This window comes from Zoogloea sp. 1C4 (genome assembly GCF_009469605.1).
GTDB classification, from domain to species: Bacteria; Pseudomonadota; Gammaproteobacteria; order Burkholderiales; family Rhodocyclaceae; genus Zoogloea; species Zoogloea oryzae.
Window position 1 is genome coordinate 272,100 of record NZ_SSXU01000006.1, and the last position, 16,194, is coordinate 288,293.

The following is a 16,194-nucleotide window of genomic DNA, read 5'->3' on the forward strand; positions in this document are numbered from 1 at the left end:
CCTCCGGCGCTACGTCGGCGCCAGCCCTTGGTTCCTGCAAATTAGCCAACATCGGTGTCTCCAGTCCAGGTTAGGGTCGATTGATGTGACGGGCGAAATGGGCGGCGACGGCGCACAGGCGCTCGTCGTCGTGCCGGGCCGCCACCAGCTGAAGGCTCACGGGGTAGCCGTCGATGGCGGGCAGCGGAATGGCGATGGCCGGGTGGCCGGAAAGGTTGAAGGGGCGCACCAGCGAGGTCATCGCGACGAGCTTGCTGGTGTCGGCGGCGTCCTCGAGGCGCGGCGGGGCGTCGGCCATGGTCGGCAGGGCGAGGATGGGGAAATCCAGCAGGGCGGCATCCACCTGGGCGGCGAAGCGTTCGCGCACGAGGTTGGCGGCGGCCACGTCGTCCGGCGTGGTGAGGGAGGCGGCCTGCAGGCGGCGGGCCACGTCCTCGCCCACCAGCCCGGTGCCCACCAGCTCGCCACAGGCGGCCCAGGTTTCGGCGTTGATCACGGTGAGCCCGGCGGCGTAGGCGGCGCCGAAGTCGGGCAGCGTCACGTTGCCGGCGGGCAGGCCGCTGGCGGCCACCGCAGCGGTGACGGCGTCGAGGATCGTCGGGGTGGCTTGGGCATCCACCAGTCCGATGCGTACGCCGGCGATGTCGGGCAGCGGGCCGAAGCTCGGGTCGATGGCGCGCATCACGGCGATGAGGCTGTCCATGTCGCGGACGAAGGGGCCGACGCAGTCGAGGCTGGTGTGGGCGGGCATCACGCCCCGGCGGCTGATCCGGCCGAAGCTGGGCTTGAGGCCGAACACGCCGCAGCAGGCGGCGGGGATGCGGATCGAGCCGCCGGTGTCGGTGCCGAGCGCCACGTCCACGCTGCCCTCGGCCACCGCCACCGCCGAGCCGCTCGACGAGCCGCCGGGCACATAGGCCGGGAACTGCGGGTTGGTCGGGGTGCCGGTCCAGCGGTTGATGCCGGTGGTGCCGAAGGCGAGTTCGTGCAGGTTGGTCTTGCCGGCGAGGTGGTAGCCGGCGGCCAGCAGGCCCTCGACCACGTCGGCGTTGGCGCGGGCGGCGGCGACGGATTCGAGGGCCCGGCAGCCGGCGCGGGTGCGCACGCCGACCACGTCGATGGTGTCCTTGATGCCGACCTGCGGGCCGTTGCCACCGATGTCGAGGGGCTCGACGAAAACGCTCATTGATCCGTCTCCTGGTGAGGTTGCTGTTGCGGCGGCTGGCCTGTCCGGGCTGGAAGGAAAGCCGCTGAAGTTGGTTCAAATGTAGATTTCAATACTTGCAAAGTCAACTGATTTTTCACGCGATAAATGGAATGAAAAATCGGCCGCGGCGGCGCGTGGAGGCGAAGGTTTCAGCGGGGGAGGGCTGGCGGTGGCGGTAGAGCGGCGATTTGTTCAATTACAGCAACAATCGATGCCGGATTGTTGCTGTAGATGGACGAACCCCGGATGGCGCGTCAGAACGCGCCCATCGCCAGCCCGGCGGCGAAGGCGGCTCCCAGCTCGACGCCCTTTTCAAGATCGGCCTCGGGCACGACCTTGGGGGCGAGGATCGCCTCGGTGGTCTGGGCGCGGGTGCACACGATGAGCGGCGGGGCGATCTCCCGCAGGCGCCAGCCGGTGGCGATGCGGGCGATCTGGCGCACCGCGTTGCTGCCGTCGCTGCCGGCGCACACCACGGTGGCGTAGGGCCGGCCGTTGATGTGGTCGAGGGCGCCGTAGTAGCTGCGGTCGAAGAAATCCTTCATCAGTCCGGCGATGGCGGCGAGGTTCTCGGGGCAGGCGAACACGTAGCCGTCGGCGGCGAGCAGGTCGTCGGGGCCGGCGTCGCGGGCGGCGAGGAGGCGCACGGTGACGTCCGGCTCGTCGGCGGCGCCCCGGGCCACGGCGCGGATCATCTGCTCGGTGGCGCCGGTGGTGGATTGATAGACGAGGAGGAGGGTCTTGGCGGTGTTCATGCCTTCACCCTAGCACGCCGGCGGCGGCGTGCATGGCCAGGTGTCCGGCGCCGGATTTCGGCGCCTGCCAGATTGGCTTGGCTGAGCTGTCAATCTGGCAGGTAGCCCGTTCTCATCGGGCGGCGGCTTCAGGAAAAACATCAACAAAACAAAGGTGTGTCTTCTCCTGCCAGGCAGGCACGCAACCTGCTGAGTGAGTGGCAAGGAGGAATCACCGATGAGCCAAAGGATGAAGGCACTGGGGCTGGCGCTGCTGCTGCAGATCCCCGCACAGGGGATGGCCGAGGGCTTTGTGGCTGGCCTGCAACCTGATCGGCGGCCCGCGTCGGCACCAACCGTCGCCGCAACGCCGGTGGATGAGTCGCTCAAGCTGCAACGGCTGCAGGGCATCGACAAGCCCTGGCCGGGCAACCTGGAGACGATCGCCGCCCAGGGCAACTGGTATTCCCCGATGTTCCGGCCCGGGATGCCCGGGCCCTACGACCTGCGAGGCCTGCACGTTCGCTAGCCGCGTATGAATCCTCGTGGTGGCCGATGCGTTCGCGCTGGCCGCAACGAAATCTCCGGGTGGCCTTCCGTGGGAAGGGCGCCCGGCTTCAACCAGCAAGTCTGTCAATCAAGGAGAAACTCTATGAAGTCTTTCGGCAAGCTCGTCAGCTGTTCCGCCATCGCTCTGGCTCTCTGTGCGGCACTGCCCGCGGCCGCCAAGGATGACCAGAAGGGTATGTCCGGCATGAGTGGCATGAGTGGCATGCAGGGCCAGAAGGGCATGAGCGGCATGTCGGGCATGGAAGGCCAGAAGGGTATGGCCGGCATGTCGGGCATGGAAGGCCAGAAGGGTATGGCCGGCATGTCGGGCATGGAAGGCCAGAAGGGTATGGCCGGCATGTCCGGCATGGAAGGCCAGAAGGGTATGGCTGGCATGTCCGGCATGCAGGGCCAGAAGGGTATGGCCGGCATGAGCGGCATGCAGGGTCAGAAGGGCATGAGCGGCATGTCGGGCATGTCCGGCAACAAGGCCAAGAAGGCGCACAAGGCCAAGCAGCAAGGCATGAGCGGCATGTCCGGTATGTCCGGCATGTCGGGTATGGAAGGCAAGTAAGGCTTTCCTTGCGGCCCCGCAAGGGGCCGCCTTTTTACTGGCCTGTCCGGCCGGTCTGGCATGAGCCGAGAGGTTGTCATGGTGGTCATTCCAAGAAAACTACGTGTCCACGCAGCACTCCTGTTGTCCCTGGTGTTTGGTGCGGCGCTGTCCGATGCGCATGCAGCCGACCCGAAATCCACTCCCACTCCCGATTACCAGCGCGCCCGCTACAGCGCCCTGCACTTCAAGCCCGCGATCAGCAAGGCGACCGACGCCGACTGCCTCGCCTGTCACGCCGAGGTGCTCAAGCCTTCCGTGCGCGAAACCTCGCCTGCCGGCGTCCGGGCTGCCGACGCGAAAGCCTGGTACCAGCGCACCAGCACCTACAGCGGCACCCAGGACACCTTCCACCGGCGCCATCTGACCAGCGATTTCGCCAAGTCGGTGATGGCACTGAGCTGTACCACCTGCCACGAAGGCCATGATCCCCGCGACGAGCATCCGCTGAGTTCGGTCACATCCCAGCGCGACGGCGGCTTCCGCCTGCGCAAGAGCGTGGTGCCCGAGACCACCTGCCTCAAGTGCCATGGCCAGATGAACACCGCCGTGATGGGCCTGCCCGGCCCGTGGCGCGAAACCCGCGAGATGTTCCAGAACGACTGCCTCACCTGCCACGCGGCGATCCGCACGACCCGCCATCAGGTGAGCTACCTCAAGCCGGACGCCATCGAAGCGGCCGGCAAGGGCAACGGTGACGTGTGCTACGGCTGCCACGGCGGCCGGGCCTGGTATCGCATCACCTACCCCTACCCACGCCACGCCTGGCCGGGGATGGCGGAGGAGACACCTGACTGGGCCAAGGGTCGTCCGACCCAATCCGAAGCCCGCTTCCAGATCGGCACGACGGCACAAGGACAAGAAAAATGAAGATCGACTTCGATGGCGGCACGCCTGCCGCGCCGGCTGAACCCGGGCGACGGGACTTCCTCAAGGTGATGGGCGTGGGCGCCGGCCTTGCCGGGCTGGGTGGCCTGGTGGTGGCGCCGAAGGAGGCCTCGGCCTTCGCCTACGAACCGTATTACACCGACGACCAGCTCACCACGGTGGTCACCTCCTGCGCCCACAACTGCGGCTCGCGCCACATGCTGGTGGCCCACAAGAAGGGCGACGTGATCGTGCGCCTGTCGTCCGACGACGGCCGCTACCAGAAGGGCGGTTTCTTCGGCAAGGACACCACCGACGAGCCCCAGCTGCGGGCCTGTCTGCGCGGGCGCAGCTACCGCTCGCGGCTGTACTCGCCGGAGCGTCTGCTCTACCCGATGATGCGGGTCGGCAAGCGCGGCGAGGGCAAGTTCAAGCGCGTGTCGTGGGACGAGGCGCTGGATTTCGTCGCCCAGAAGATGGTCGAGCTGAAGAAGACCTACGGCCCCACCGCGCTCCTCGACCAGAGCTATGCCGGCGCGTCTTACGGCGTGCTCCACAAGTCGGACCAGATCGAAGGCCTGCTCGGGCGTTTTCTGGGGATGTTCGGCTGCCGCACCAACAGCTGGAGCGTGCCCAGCTACCAGGGCACCACGTTCTCCAGCCGCATCACCTTCGGCACCATCGAGGACGGCAACGAGGACGACGCCTACGCCCACAGCAAGCTCATCATCATGTGGGGCTGGAACCCGGCCTACACCTTCCACGGCGGCAACACCTTCTATTACATGCGGATGGCCAAGCAGCGCGGCTGCAAGTTCGTGCTGGTGGACCCGCAATACACGGATTCGGCCGCCGCCTACGACGCCTGGTGGATTCCCATCCGCCCCAACACCGACGCGGCGATGCTGGCCGGCATGGCCCACGTGATCTTCAGCGAGAACCTGCACGACCAGAAGTTCATCGACCGCTTCGTGCTCGGCATGGACAAGGGCACCATGCCCGCCGACTACCAGGACGCCGAGAGCTTCAAGGACTACATCATGGGCACCCGCGACGGCACGCCCAAGACGGCCGAGTGGGCCGAGGCGATCTGCGGCGTTTCGGCGGACGACATCCGCAAGCTCGCGCGCCTCTACGCCACCACCAAGCCCGCCGCGCTCAAGGCCTCCTGGGCGCCCGGCCGCGCCGCCTACGGCGAGCAGTACAACCGGATGGCCGCCGCGGTGCAGGCCATGACCGGCAACATCGGTAAGCTCGGCGGCTGCGCCGAAGGCGTGGGCAAGGCCTGGCATTCCGAATCGGTGGCCTATCCCTACGACGAATTCGCCAACGTGTGGTTTGCGTCGATCAAATCCGACCGCTGGGCCCACTGCGTGCTCAACTACCCCAACCTCCGGCGCGAGGAAGTCGGCCTGTGGCCGCGGGAAGACGAGACCGACGGGCAGATTCCCAACATTCGCGGCATCTTCTGGCAGGGTTCGGACTGGTTCAACCAGCTCACCAACATCAACAAGGAAATCCAGGCCATCGAGAAGCTGGATCTGGTGGTGTGCCTGGATTCGACCATCACCCCGTCGGGCATCTGGGCCGACGTGCTGCTGCCGGTGGCCACCCATTTCGAGCGGCACGACGTGGCGTTGCCCTGGTACAAGGGCCACTACTACATCCACCGCCCGAAGGTGATCCAGCCCCTCGGCGAATCGCGCTCCGACTTCCAGATCTTCACCGAGCTCGCCTACCGCCTCGAGGCCCTCGACCCGACGGTGAAGGACTTCGGCAAGCGCTACAACCCCCGCGCCACCCGCGACTACTTCCACAACCCCGACCCGGTGGACGAGGCCTATCTGGCCGCCTGGTGGAACGGCAAGGTGCGCCCCCATCAGGGCGTGACGATGAGCTGGGACGAGTTCAAGCGGCACGGGGTGTACAAGTTCACCTTCAAGCGTCCGCTGGTGGCCTTCCGCGAGCAGATCGTGAAGGGCGAGCCCTTCGAGACCGGCTCCGGCAAGATCGAGATCTTCTCGCCGTATCTGGCCGGCATTGACGACTGGACCAAGACCCAGTACGGCTACCCGATCCCCGCCATTCCCAAGTGGATCGAGCCCTTCGAATCCCTCAACAGCCCGCTGACGAAGGACTACCCCTTCCACCTCATCAGCCCCCACCCGCGCTGGCGGACCCACTCGATCTTCCACAACATCCCGTGGCTGCGCGAGACCTACGACCAGGAGCTCACCATCAACGCCGCCGACGCCCGCCGCCTCGGCATCCAGACCGGCGACACCGTCGAGGTGTGGAACGGTCGCGGCAAGTGCGTGGTGCCGGCCTACGTCACCGAGCGCTGTCTGCCCGGCGTGGTGGTGCTGTTTGAAGGCGCGTGGATGGATCTGGACGAGAAGGGCGTGGATCGGGCCGGCAACCCGGATTTCCTGACCCTCGACGAGCCCAGCCCGGCCGGTGCCTTTGCCTACAACACCGCCCTCGTCAACGTGCAGAAGACGGACCTCGCCCACCGCCCTGGCTGGGACCAGCTCGCCACCGCACGCTCCAGCGTGTTCCGGCGCGACTACTGACGCCCGGCCCCAGGAGAGAACCACCATGGCTGACAAGAAGACCATCCGCAAGCTGGGCGCCGAGGCCCGCGCCGAAGTGCCCGCCGCCCAGGCCCGTCGCGACGCCGCCACCTACGAGCCGGTCAAGCCGGCGAAGCAGCTCGGCTTCATCCACAACAACATGGACTGCATCGGCTGCCGCGCCTGCGAGATCGCCTGCAAGGACAAGAACGGCCTCGCTCCCGGGCCGCGCTTCCGCCGCGTGATGTACGTGGAGGGCGGGCAGTTTCCCGAGGTGTTCGCCTACAAGGTGAACATGTCGTGCAACCACTGCGCCGAACCCGCCTGCCTGCCCACCTGCCCGACCGGCGCCATCTGGAAGCGCGCCGACAACGGCATCGTCGACATCGACTCCACCCTGTGCATCGGCTGCCGCCGCTGCGAGGCCGCCTGCCCCTACGGTGCGCCCCAGTTCGACCCGATCGACAACCTCGTCAAGAAGTGCAACATGTGCGTGGACGAGATCGACGCCGGCCGCAAACCCTACTGCGTGATGGCCTGCATGATGCGTGTGCTCGACGTGGGCCCCATCGACCAGCTGCGCGCTGGCACCTATCCCACCAAGGCGATGGCCAAGGGCGAGCAGCCCGTGCGGCAGGTGCAGCACATGACCAGCCCCGAGCTGACCAATCCCTCCATCGTGTTCATCGCGCATCCCAAGGGGAGGGTTGAGTGATGGGTGACGCCGTATTCCGCACTCCGATGGGCGCGCGCATGAGCCTGCGCGCCGCCGCCGAGGATCTGGCTGCGCTGGCCTGGCTCCACGAAGCCGAGCGCGACGTGGACACCCTGATCCGGCTGCACTCCGCCGGCTTTCCCGACGGGCTCACCCTGGCCGGTCCCGAGGCCCAGCCCCGGGTGGCGATGGGCGACGCCCTCAGGGTGATCGGCCGCGTGCCCGAGCACGACCGCCCGTCGCTGGCCGACGACCTCGCCGCCGACTACGCCGGCATCTATCTCACCCACGCCCTGCGCGCCTCGCCCTGCGAGTCGGTCTGGCGCGACGAGGAGAAGCTGATGATGCAGGGCCCGGCCTTTGCGGTGCGCGAGCGCTACCGGGCCCACGGGCTGATGGCGGTCGACTGGCGGCGCACGGCCGACGACCACGTCTCCAACGAGCTGGCCTTCCTTTCGTACCTGCTGTCCCGCGGGGAGGGGCTGGAGGCCCGCCACTTCATCGAGGAACACCTGCTGCAGTGGCTCCCGGATTTTGCAGAACGGGTAACGGCCCGCGCCTCCACCCGCTTCTACGCCGCCCTCGCCTCGCTCACGCTGCATGTCATCGAGAACCTGCACCGGCAGCTCCGGGCCATCCACTGACGTGAGGCGGCGGCAAAGGTCCTCGTGCGTCTTGCCGGACATCCCCTGGGGATGCCCGGCCTTTTTGCCTTGGCCATGCTGACCGTCGACGAAACCCGCTGCGTCCACCGGCTCGCGGCCGTGGCGCGCTGCCGCGCCTGCGTGGACGCCTGCCCCACTGGCGCCTGGACGATGCAGCCGGACGGGCTCGATTTCGATCCGGCCCGCTGCGACGGCTGCGGCCTGTGCGTGCCGGCCTGTCCGCCGGGGGCGCTGGCGCTCGCCGCGCCGCCCGCCCTGCCGCTGTCGGGCGACACCCTCAGCCTGGCCTGCGAGCACGCCCCGCTGGCAGCCGGGCCGCTCACCCGCGTGCCCTGCCTGCATGCCATCTCCGAAGCGCGGCTGCTGGCCCTGTACCTGGCCGGGCTGCGCCGGTTGGGGGTGGTGAGCGGCACCTGCGCCACCTGCCCGCGGGGCCGTGTCATGCCGCTGGTGGAGCGGCTCGACGCCTTGAACGACGCGCTGCGGGCGGCTGGTGCGCCAGCAATCGAGCTGCTGCCGACGGCGATGCCCGGCGAAGCCGCGCCCTCCCGGCGGCGCGGCTTCTTCGGCCTGCTGCGTCCGGCAGCCCGCACGGCCGGCCCCGATACCCGTCCGGCGGCGCTCCGGCTGCTGGCATCCATCGGCAGAGGTGGTGGCCCGTGGGCGGTGAGCCTGGACGTCGCCCGCTGCACGGGCTGCGCGGTGTGCGCCCGGCTGTGCCCCGAGGGCGCCATCGACTGGCTGGAGGCGGGTGCGGAGGCCGGGCTGCGCCTGCGCATGGAGCGCTGTACCGGCTGCAACCTGTGCGTCGACGCCTGCGACCAGGGCGCCCTCCGGCCCGGGCGGGCCGCTGGCGGGGTGGTCGTCGCGTTCTTTCATGACACCACCTGTAGCCGCTGCTCCGCCACCTTCCGCCATCCCGCCGGCCATCGGGCGCCGCCCCTGTGCCCGGTCTGCCGGACAGGCGCCCGGCGCCCGGACAGGCTGGTGGTAGACTGAAAATTACCGCTGACTTCCCCTGACGCATGAATCTGCTATCCCGACTGTGGTTTGCCACGCCCCTCGCGCGACGCCTGATGCTGGTCCTGATGCTGGCCCTGCTGTGCGCCTCGGGCATGCTCGTCGGGGGCGCCCTGTGGATTTCGGGCACGGCCCTGCAGGTGGAGCACGAAAGCTCCGCCCGCCGCCTCGCCGGCCTGTTTGAAGCCAGCCTGCAATCGGCCATGCTGCGCCGTGATCTGTCGGGGCTGGCCGAGATCCTTGTCCAGCTGGGCGGCCTGCCCGGCGTGCAGTTTGCGGCGCTGCTCAATCCGGCTGGCGAGGTGCGCTTCGCCTCCCGCGACGCCGATCAGGGCAGTCTCCACCCGGAATGGGTGCGCGATCTCTGCCTCACCGCGGGCTGCATGGTGTCGCCGCCGCGGCTGGATACCCTGGATGCCGGCAAGGCCGGCCTGCTGCGCATTGCCTACCCGATCCGCAACCAGCCGCGTTGCGGCGGCTGCCACGGCGCCGTCGACACCCATCCGGTCAATGGCGTGCTGGTGGTCGAGTTCGTGCCGCCCTCCGAAGGCAGCGGCGCGGCCCAGTTGCAGCGTCTGCTGCCCCTGGGGCTGGCGGCCCTGTGCCTGCTGGCCTTGGCCATCTGGTGGGTGGTGCGGCGGGAGGTGCTTACGCCGGTGGGCACGCTCGCCGGCGTGGCCGGGCGGCTCGCCGATGGCGATCTCTCGGCGCGGGTGGGCAGCCTCTCTGGCGGCGAACTGGGCCGCCTGGGCGACGAAGTGGACGCGATGACCCGACGCCTCGGCGAGATGCTCGACCAGGCCGGCCAGCAGGGCGCCTTCCTGCAGGGGCTGGTGGACGCGGCGCCCGACCCGATGGTGGTGATCGGCGACGACTACCGCATCGTGCTCGCCAACCGGGCCTATTCCGAACTCGTCCAGCTGCCGCTCGACGCGATCCGCGGCGAGCGGTGTCACCGCATCGGCCGCCAGCTGGATGAGCCCTGTCCGGTCACGCTGGTCACCTGTCCGCTCGCCGAGCTGCGCGCCCGGCCGGACGCCCTGCGCACCGTGATGAGCTTCAAGCGGCCCGACGGCAGCCCGGTGAGCGTCGAGATCCACGCCGCCCCCCTGGTGGGGCCGGACGGGCGCCGGCTGGTGGTCGAGGCGATCCGCTCCCTCGACGATCAGGTGCGCTTCTCCCAGGAGCAGCGGCTGTCGGCGGTGGGGCTGCTGGCCAACGGCGTGGCCCACGAGATCCACAACCCGCTGGCGTCGATCCGCCTGGCGCTGCAATCCAGCCTGCGCGGGCTGCGGGATGGCTCGATGGGCGCCGCCGAAGTCACCGAATACCTCGAGCTGGTGGACGCCGAGATCGACCGCTGCGTGCTCATCACCCAGCGCCTGATGACCCTCAGCCACCCGCCCGGGCCAACCCGCCCGGTGCTCGTCGGGGCCGCCATCGACGACATGGTGGCGCTGCTCGCCGAGGAGGCCCGCAGCGCCCGGGTGAAGGTGAATCTCGATCTCCAGCCCGCCGACGCGCGGGTGCGGGGCGACGAGGCGGAGATGCGCCAGGTGGCCCTCAACCTGCTCCAGAACGCCTTTCACGCCATGCCCGACGGCGGCCTGCTGGACATCCGCCTGCGCCGCGAGGGCGATTTCCATCACCTGACCGTGCGTGACAGCGGGGTCGGCATTCCGGTCGAGGAGCAGCCCCTGATCTTCATGCCCTTCTTCAGCCGCCGGGCCGATGGCCGCCGCGGCTCCGGCCTCGGCCTCGCCATCTGCAAGGCCATCCTCGAACGCCACGGCGGGCGGATCAGCGTCGAGAGCCAGGCGGGGCAGGGCAGCACCTTCCATGTCTTCCTGGCTTGTGCCGACGGAGAAAACCCATGAACGCACCGGTCACCCATTCGATCCTGGTGATCGAGGACGACGCGGTGCTCAACCGCCTGCTCCTCAAGACCCTCGCCCGCAGCGGCTTCGACATGCACAGCGCCCAGACCTGGGCCGAGGCCCGGGCGCGCATCGACGAGGTGGCGCCGGATCTGGTGCTGCTCGACATGAACCTGCCCGACGCGCGGGATTTCGGGCCCCTCACCGACATCGCCCAGACCCGCCCGGTCATCATGCTCACCGCCTACGGCTCGATCAATCAGGCCGTCGAGGCGATGCGCCTGGGGGCGGTGGATTACCTGGTCAAGCCGGTCAACCTGGCCGAGCTGGAGCTGGTCATCCAGCGGGCGCTGGAGGGCTCCAGGCTGCGCGCTGGCGACGCCCTCAAGGCCGCCATGCGGGGCCTGGTGGACGACCCGATGGTGGGCGGAAGTGAACCCATGCGCCAGGTGCGCAGCCTCATCGAGGCGGTGGCCGACGACGACGTGACCGTGCTGGTGCGCGGCGAAAGCGGCGCCGGCAAGGAGCTGGTGGCCCGCGCGGTGCACGACGCCGGCCAGCGGCGCGACGGGCACTTTGTGGCGGTGGATTGCTGCACCCTGCAGGAAACCCTCTTCGAGACCGAACTCTTCGGCCACGAGCGGGGCGCCTTCACCGGGGCCGATCGGCGCAAGCCCGGCCTCATCGAAGCCGCCACCGAGGGCACGCTTTTCCTCGACGAGATCGGCGAGATCGGCCCGTCGATCCAGGCCAAGCTGCTGCGCGTCCTCGAGACCGGGCGTTTCCGGCGGGTCGGCGCCACCACCGACCTGCGCGCCAACGCCCGGGTGGTGGTCGCCACCAACCGCGACCTCGCCCAGATGGTGCGCGAAGGCCGCTTCCGGGCCGATCTGTACTACCGCCTGTCGGCCTTCGAGATCACCGTGCCGCCGCTGCGCGACCGGCGCGACGACATCCCCCGGCTGGTGGATCACTTTGCCCGCGCCCGGGCCCGCAACGGCCGTCAGGTCGAGTTCTCCGACGAGGCCCTGGCGCGCCTCCTCAGCTACGACTGGCCGGGCAATGTGCGCGAGCTGCGCAACGTGGTCGAGCGGGCGCTGATCCTCGCCAGCCGCACCGGCCTCGTCGGCCCCGAACACCTGCCGCCCCTGCGCGATCCGGGCTTCGACGCCGCACCTGCGGCCAGCGGCCCGGTGACCATCCACGGCGAACCCACCCTCGACGAGATCGAGCGCCACTACCTGGCCGAGCTGCTCGATCGCCATCAGGGCAACCGGCGCCGGGTGGCCGAGGCGATGGGCGTCTCGGAGCGCACCGCCTACCGGATGCTCGAGCGCCACGGTTTCAAGGGCCGCGGCGACGGCGGCGAGGGCTGAGCGCCGTCATCCGGCCCGATCATCCGGCGTACTGTCCGGCGTGAATTTGGTTGTGCGCCGCGTCACATCTCCGCCCTGACCGCGCAAAAGCTTGCGCCACGTCAAAATCCGGCGTTGCACCGGGGCCTTATGATGGCCCCATTGTTGCGCTGCACACGCCCGAATCCAGGTCGGGCCGCCATGAAAGCCGAATGCCGTTCCACCTGCCCGCCATGCCGGGGGCGGGAAAGCTGAAGTAATACCCACCCGCAAGGGGTGCGGTCGCGGCTGCTGGACGTCGCTCCGATGCTGCGCTGCGGGCGCCGGCTTCCGCATTCCGGGGCCGCCCCGGGATGCGCGATCAACGCTCTTCAAATTTCAATGGACGCGGCGCCCCACCCGTGGGGGCGGCCCGCGTCTGCCAGTCGTACCAACAGGGGGTCGCAATGACGACGTATCTCAATCTCGACGGCAACGAAGCCGCCGCACGGATGGCCTACCTCGGCAGCGAGGTGATTGCCATCTATCCGATCACCCCATCCTCGAACATGGGCGAGTGGGCCGACGAATGGGCGGCCCAGGGCAAGCCCAACCTGTGGGGCGTCGTACCCAAGATCATCGAGATGCAGTCCGAAGGCGGCGCCGCCGGCGCGCTGCACGGGGCGCTCACTTCTGGCGCGCTGGGCACCAGCTTCACCGCCAGCCAGGGCCTGCTGCTGTTCATCCCCAACCTCTACAAGATGGCCGGCGAGCTCACGCCCTTCGTGCTGCACGTGGCGGCCCGGGCGCTGGCCACCCACGCCCTGTCGATCTTCGGCGACCACTCCGACGTGATGGCCTGCCGGGCCACCGGCTGTGCGCTCCTCGCCAGCAACTCGGTGCAGGAAGCCCAGGACATGGCGTTGATCGCCCAGGCCGCCACCCTGGCCGGGCGGATTCCGGTTATCCACTTCTTCGACGGCTTTCGCACCTCCCATGAAGTCGCCAAGATCGTCGCGGTCGAGCCCGAAACGGTTCGGGCGATGATCGACGACAGCCTGGTGGCCGCCCACCGCGCCCGCGCCCTGTCGCCGGAGCACCCGGTGCTGCGCGGCACGGCCCAGAACCCCGACGTGTTCTTCCAGTCCCGCGAGCGCGCCAACCCGTTCTACGACGCCTTCCCGGCCCTCGTGCAGGCGGCGATGGATCGCTTCGGCGAACTCACCGGCCGGCATTACAAGCTGTTCGACTACGTGGGCGCGCCGGACGCCGAGCGCGTCATCGTGGTGATGGGCTCGGCTGCCGAAACCGTCGAGGAGACCGTCGAGCACCTGGTCGCCCGCGGCGAGAAGGTCGGCCTCCTCAAGCTGCGCCTGTTCCGCCCGCTGGACACCCGCGCGCTGCTGGCGGCGATCCCGGAGAGCGCCCGATCCATCGCCGTGCTCGACCGCTGCAAGGAGCCCGGCGCCGACGGCGAGCCGCTCTACAAGGACGTCATCACCGCCCTGGCCGAAGCCGCCGCCGATGGCCTGCGCACCATGCCGCGGGTGATCGGCGGCCGCTACGGGCTGGCGAGCAAGGAATTCACCCCGGGCATGGTCGCCGCGGTGTTTGCCGAACTGGCAGCCGACAAGCCGAAGCGCCAATTCACCGTGGGCATCGTGGATGATGTGACGCACCTGTCGCTGGCCTGGGATGAGGCCTTTCGCTCGGATGCCTCGCGCCGCCTGCAGCATGCGGTGTTCTGGGGCCTGGGCGCCGACGGCACCGTGTCGGCCAACAAGAACTCCATCAAGATCGTCGGCGAATCCACCGCGCTGCAGGCCCAGGGCTACTTCGTGTATGACTCGAAGAAGTCCGGCGCCGTCACGGTGTCGCACCTGCGCTTTGGCGACGCGCCGATCCGCTCCAGCTATCTGGTGGAGGAGGGCATGGCCGGCTTCGTGGCCTGTCACCAGACGGTGTTCGTCGAGCGTTACGACCTGCTTGCCCATGCGGCCCCGGGCGGGGTCTTCCTGCTCAACACGCCGGATGCGCCGGACGCGGTGTGGGCCGGCCTGCCCGCCGCGATGCGCGCCGGCATCGCCGCCAAGGGCCTCAAGCTGTGGGTGATCGACGCCTACAAGGTGGCCCAGGAGGCCGGCATGGGGCGGCGCATCAACACCATCATGCAGACCTGCTTCTTCGCCATCTCGGGCATCCTGCCCCGGGATGAAGCCATCGCCGCCATCAAGAAGGCGGTGGACAAGACCTACGGCCGCAAGAGCAAGCGCCTGGCGGACCTCAACCACCGCGCCATCGACGTGACCCTCGCCAACCTCCACGCGGTGCCCATCGGCGCTGCCAGCGAGGGCGCGGCGCCCATCGTGCTGCCGCCGGATGCGGCCCAGCCGGCCTTCGTCCGGGATTTCACCCTGCCCATCTACCGGGGCGAGGGCAACCGCCTGCCGGTGTCGGCGATGCCCATCGACGGCACCTTCCCGACCGGCACCGCCAAGTTCGAGAAGCGCAACATCGGGCTGGAGATCCCGGTGTGGGAGGCCGACCTGTGCACCCAGTGCGGCAAGTGCGTGTTCGTCTGCCCCCACTCGGCGATCCGCGCCCGGGCTTTTCCGGTGGAGGCCGCCGCCGATGCGCCGCCGACCTTCAAGCACGTGCCCGCCAAGAGCAAGGATTTCCCGGCCGGCACCCACATCAGCTACCAGGTGGCGCCGGAAGACTGCACCGGCTGTGGCGACTGCGTGGAAGCCTGCCCGATCCACGACAAGTCGAACATCAGCCGGCTGGCGGTGAACATGGCGCCCATCGGCCCCCTGCGCGATCCGGAGCGCGAGAACTTCGAGTTCTTCCTCAAGCTGCCGGACTTCGACCGCAGCCTGCTCAAGCACGGCACCATCCCCGGCGCGATGCTGCTCGACCCGCTGTTCGAGTTTTCCGGTGCCTGTGCCGGTTGTGGCGAGACGCCGTACATCCGCCTCGCCACCCAGCTCTTCGGCGACCGCATGCTGGTGGCCAACGCCACCGGCTGCTCGTCGATCTACGGCGCCAACCTGCCCAGCACGCCCTGGACGGTGAATGGCGCCGGCCGCGGCCCGGCGTGGTCCAACTCGCTGTTCGAGGACAACGCCGAGTTCGGCCTGGGCATGCGCCTCGCCGCCGACCAGCTGATGGCCTACGGCATGCAGCTGGTGAAGGAGATGGAAGCCGACATCGGCGGCGATCTCGCCAGCGCCATCGTCAATGCCGACCAGCGCACCGAGCCGGGCATCCGCACCCAGCGGGAGCGGGTTGCCGCGTTGCTGAGCAGACTCGCCGCCGGCAGCCACCCGCGGGCGGCGGAGCTCGCGTCTCTCGCCGAGTGGCTGATCCGCCGTTCGGTGTGGATCATCGGCGGTGACGGCTGGGCCTACGACATCGGCTACGGCGGGCTCGACCACGTGCTGGCGCTGTCCTACGACGTGAACATCCTGGTGCTCGACACCGAGGTGTATTCCAACACCGGCGGCCAGACCTCCAAGGCCACCCCGGTGGGCGCGGTGGCCAAGTTCTCGGCGGGCGGCAAGGCCACCGCCAAGAAGGATCTGGCCCGCATCGCCTCGGACTACGGCCACGTGTATGTGGCGACGGTGGCCTACGGCGCCAAGGACGTGCACACCCTCAAGGTCTTCCACGAGGCCGAGAGCCACGACGGCCCCTCGCTGATCGTCGCCTACAGCCCGTGCATTGCCCACGGCGTGGACATGCTCTACAACCAGCGCCAGCAGGACATGGCGGTGAAGTCCGGCCACTGGCCGCTGTTCCGCTACGACCCGCGTCTCGAGGCCGCCGGCAGCAACCCGTTCAAGCTCGATTCGGCCCCGCCCAGCCAGCCCATCAAGACCTTCATGGATAGCGAGACCCGCTTCGCGATGCTCGCCCGCAGCCACCCGGAGGCCGCCGAACGCCTGATGGCCGAAGCCCAGAAGGAAGCCGACCGCCGCTTCAAGACCTACCAGGATCTCGCCGCCGGCCACGCGCCCGCCGCGCCCAAGGAGAGCTGA

At 69.0% G+C, this 16,194-nt stretch carries 12 protein-coding genes; 10 read left to right on the top strand and 2 right to left on the bottom strand.

Features of this window, described 5'->3' with window-relative positions; genetic code table 11:
* Positions 1 to 70: 70 nt before the first annotated feature.
* The gene (locus GH681_RS10110) at positions 71 to 1,186 is read right to left on the bottom strand and encodes an amidase (protein WP_153161349.1); all 1,116 of its coding nucleotides are present in this window, start codon (positions 1,184 to 1,186) and stop codon (positions 71 to 73) included.
* Positions 1,187 to 1,461: 275 nt separating this feature from the next.
* Positions 1,462 to 1,962 carry a flavodoxin family protein gene (locus GH681_RS10115; protein WP_153161350.1) on the bottom strand — a complete coding sequence of 167 codons (501 nt, stop codon included), beginning with the start codon at positions 1,960 to 1,962 and terminating at the stop codon, positions 1,462 to 1,464.
* Positions 1,963 to 2,179: 217 nt separating this feature from the next.
* Between GH681_RS10115 and GH681_RS10120 the strand changes: the two genes are divergently transcribed.
* The 10 genes from GH681_RS10120 to nifJ all read left to right on the top strand — a co-directional run bounded on the left by GH681_RS10120 (position 2,180) and on the right by nifJ (position 16,194).
* Positions 2,180 to 2,470 (top strand): hypothetical protein, encoded by a 291-nt coding sequence (locus GH681_RS10120; RefSeq protein WP_153161351.1) that lies wholly within the window; start codon positions 2,180 to 2,182, stop codon positions 2,468 to 2,470.
* Positions 2,471 to 2,593: 123 nt separating this feature from the next.
* Positions 2,594 to 3,064, top strand: a complete 471-nt coding sequence (locus GH681_RS10125; RefSeq protein ID WP_153161352.1) for a hypothetical protein — start codon at positions 2,594 to 2,596, stop codon at positions 3,062 to 3,064.
* 60 nt (positions 3,065 to 3,124) lie between these two features.
* The gene (locus tag GH681_RS10130) at positions 3,125 to 3,973 is read left to right on the top strand and encodes a hypothetical protein (protein ID WP_153161353.1); all 849 of its coding nucleotides are present in this window, start codon (positions 3,125 to 3,127) and stop codon (positions 3,971 to 3,973) included.
* Positions 3,970 to 6,543, top strand: coding sequence for a molybdopterin-dependent oxidoreductase (locus tag GH681_RS10135; protein ID WP_153161354.1), 2,574 nt, complete (start codon positions 3,970 to 3,972; stop codon positions 6,541 to 6,543). Before GH681_RS10130 ends, GH681_RS10135 begins: the two co-directional genes overlap by 4 nt.
* Before the next feature lie 25 nt (positions 6,544 to 6,568).
* Complete coding sequence (locus GH681_RS10140; RefSeq protein ID WP_153161355.1) at positions 6,569 to 7,258, top strand: 4Fe-4S dicluster domain-containing protein; 690 nt, start codon at positions 6,569 to 6,571, stop codon at positions 7,256 to 7,258.
* Positions 7,258 to 7,902, top strand: a complete 645-nt coding sequence (locus GH681_RS10145) for a molecular chaperone (RefSeq protein ID WP_153161356.1) — start codon at positions 7,258 to 7,260, stop codon at positions 7,900 to 7,902. The genes GH681_RS10140 and GH681_RS10145 overlap by 1 nt, the downstream gene beginning before the upstream one ends.
* 51 nt (positions 7,903 to 7,953) lie before the next feature.
* A complete protein-coding gene (locus GH681_RS10150) occupies positions 7,954 to 8,922 on the top strand; it encodes a 4Fe-4S binding protein (protein WP_153161357.1) in 969 nt (322 codons plus the stop codon).
* 26 nt (positions 8,923 to 8,948) lie between these two features.
* Positions 8,949 to 10,820, top strand: a complete 1,872-nt coding sequence (locus tag GH681_RS10155) for a PAS domain-containing sensor histidine kinase (RefSeq protein ID WP_153161358.1) — start codon at positions 8,949 to 8,951, stop codon at positions 10,818 to 10,820.
* Positions 10,817 to 12,196 (top strand): sigma-54 dependent transcriptional regulator, encoded by a 1,380-nt coding sequence (locus GH681_RS10160; RefSeq protein ID WP_153161359.1) that lies wholly within the window; start codon positions 10,817 to 10,819, stop codon positions 12,194 to 12,196. Before GH681_RS10155 ends, GH681_RS10160 begins: the two co-directional genes overlap by 4 nt.
* Before the next feature lie 425 nt (positions 12,197 to 12,621).
* Positions 12,622 to 16,194 carry a pyruvate:ferredoxin (flavodoxin) oxidoreductase gene (nifJ, locus tag GH681_RS10165; RefSeq protein ID WP_153161360.1) on the top strand — a complete coding sequence of 1,191 codons (3,573 nt, stop codon included), beginning with the start codon at positions 12,622 to 12,624 and terminating at the stop codon, positions 16,192 to 16,194.

Bases quoted from the DNA above. Each gene is read 5' to 3' on its own strand.
- GH681_RS10110 (WP_153161349.1), bottom strand. From the start codon at position 1,186: ATGAGCGTTTTCGTCGAGCCCCTCGACATCGGTGGCAACGGCCCGCAG.
- GH681_RS10125 (WP_153161352.1), top strand. From the start codon at position 2,594: ATGAAGTCTTTCGGCAAGCTCGTCAGCTGTTCCGCCATCGCTCTGGCT.
- GH681_RS10120 (WP_153161351.1), top strand. From the start codon at position 2,180: ATGAGCCAAAGGATGAAGGCACTGGGGCTGGCGCTGCTGCTGCAGATC.
- GH681_RS10155 (WP_153161358.1), top strand. From the start codon at position 8,949: ATGAATCTGCTATCCCGACTGTGGTTTGCCACGCCCCTCGCGCGACGC.
- GH681_RS10160 (WP_153161359.1), top strand. From the start codon at position 10,817: ATGAACGCACCGGTCACCCATTCGATCCTGGTGATCGAGGACGACGCG.
- GH681_RS10150 (WP_153161357.1), top strand. From the start codon at position 7,954: ATGCCCGGCCTTTTTGCCTTGGCCATGCTGACCGTCGACGAAACCCGC.
- GH681_RS10115 (WP_153161350.1), bottom strand. From the start codon at position 1,962: ATGAACACCGCCAAGACCCTCCTCCTCGTCTATCAATCCACCACCGGC.
- GH681_RS10130 (WP_153161353.1), top strand. From the start codon at position 3,125: ATGAGCCGAGAGGTTGTCATGGTGGTCATTCCAAGAAAACTACGTGTC.
- GH681_RS10135 (WP_153161354.1), top strand. From the start codon at position 3,970: ATGAAGATCGACTTCGATGGCGGCACGCCTGCCGCGCCGGCTGAACCC.
- GH681_RS10145 (WP_153161356.1), top strand. From the start codon at position 7,258: ATGGGTGACGCCGTATTCCGCACTCCGATGGGCGCGCGCATGAGCCTG.
- nifJ (WP_153161360.1), top strand. From the start codon at position 12,622: ATGACGACGTATCTCAATCTCGACGGCAACGAAGCCGCCGCACGGATG.
- GH681_RS10140 (WP_153161355.1), top strand. From the start codon at position 6,569: ATGGCTGACAAGAAGACCATCCGCAAGCTGGGCGCCGAGGCCCGCGCC.